The sequence below is a fragment of the Gammaproteobacteria bacterium genome (genome assembly GCA_003696665.1).
Taxonomy (GTDB): Bacteria; Pseudomonadota; Gammaproteobacteria; order Enterobacterales.
Genome location: RFGJ01000133.1, coordinates 1 through 1,489, shown reverse-complemented (window position 1 = coordinate 1,489; position 1,489 = coordinate 1). Strand labels below are relative to the sequence as shown.

Annotated in this window: 3 protein-coding genes; all 3 read left to right on the top strand. The window is 50.4% G+C overall.

The window, feature by feature from the left end:
- Positions 1 to 177 precede the first annotated feature (177 nt).
- Positions 178 to 837 (top strand): hypothetical protein, encoded by a 660-nt coding sequence (locus D6694_04070; protein RMH45873.1) that lies wholly within the window; start codon positions 178 to 180, stop codon positions 835 to 837.
- A gap of 209 nt (positions 838 to 1,046) precedes the next feature.
- Positions 1,047 to 1,289: an Arc family DNA-binding protein gene (locus D6694_04065; GenBank protein ID RMH45872.1), complete on the top strand. Its 243-nt coding sequence runs from the start codon at positions 1,047 to 1,049 to the stop codon at positions 1,287 to 1,289.
- On the top strand, positions 1,286 to 1,489 hold a 204-nt coding region (locus D6694_04060; GenBank protein RMH45871.1), incomplete at its 3' end, for a PIN domain-containing protein. The genes D6694_04065 and D6694_04060, both read left to right, overlap by 4 nt.

The window sequence follows — 1,489 nt, the reverse complement described above, 5'->3', positions numbered from 1 at the left end:
GACCCGCCTTCGGCGGTAGGTGAGGCGGCGCGGAAATTGCAAATTTGCGCTATACTGAATGTATGGTTCATCTGCATCCACCGGCGGGCGGCTTACGCCCACGTTAGCCGCCCCATACCATACTCAGAGTTCTCTATACTTCAGGGTAGTTGTGCTAAACTTAGAGTGGAGCATTCCATGTTGAAAGATTTTGTTGAGATTGGACAAATTATTCAAAATGCGGTTGTGTTCAATCCGCAGAATTGGGAGAAACCCTGGATGGAAGCGGATTCTTTGTTATCGGCTGTGGGTCGTTTGTTTGCGCTGTTAGATGAACAGCAAGTGGGGTATGTGTTGGTCGGGGGCGTGGCTTTGTTGAATTATGTTGAAGGCAGGAACACCCAGGACATTGACCTCATTATGGCGCTGGCTGACCTGGAGAAAGTGCCTGAAATCAAAGTGGAGAAGCAGGATAATCCGTACTTTGCTCGTGGAACGTTTCAAGGGTTACAGATTGACATCTTGTTGACAAAGAACCCACTCTTTCGGCAAGTCCAGCAAAAGTATGTGGTCAAGCAAGCATTTGCGGAACGAGAAGTATTGATAGCAACGGTAGAAGGATTGCTATTGCTGAAACTGTATGCCTTGCCATCGTTGTATCGGCAGGGGGATTTTGTGCGGGTGAGCATTTATGAAAATGATATTGCGGCGTTGATGTATGCCTATCAACCAGATATGGAAGCCATTTTGGGAGAATTGGAAGGGTATGTAGGCGCAGGAGATATGGGGTCACTCCGAGAAATCGTAGCCGAGATAGAAGAACGCATTCAGCGTTTCCGCACAAGTGGTGGCGGCTAACACCGGCTGCAGCGGACAGCGGCTACGCCGCGCGCGGAGGCGGGCGCGAATTGCAAAGTGAGTAGCGGGCTGGCCGTGGTGGTAGTGCAATCACCGCCGCTGCCGCCAACGCTCACGTTAGCCGCCCAAGAACGGGGAGAAAACTCTTGACAAAATAGGTCACATCTTCCATAATGGATGCATAGAGAAACCATTCTGGAGGTGGCGATATGCCGACCCTGACGATAAAAAACATTCCCGAAGACCTGTATGCTCAATTGAAGCAGTATGCTGCGCTCAATCGGCGCAGTGTGAACAGCGAAGTTATTTTGTGCATTGAGAGAGCGATAAGAAGCCGGAGGATACAACCCGAAGCCTATTTGGCAAGAGCGCGGCGGTTGCGCGCAAAAACAAAGCACTACCCTATCAGTGATGACGAATTCAATGCGATGAAGGTGGCAGGGCGGCCATGATAGTGGTGGATACCAACATCATTGGCTATTTGTACCTGAGCAGCGAGCGGTCTGAACAGGTAGAGAAGGCGCTGCTGAAAGATGCGGAGTGGATTGCACCCATACTGTGGCGGAGTGAGTTTCGGAATGTGTTGGCGCAATATATCAGGAAAGATCTTTTGACGTTTGAAGATGCGGTGCGAATGATGGATGAAGCCGAG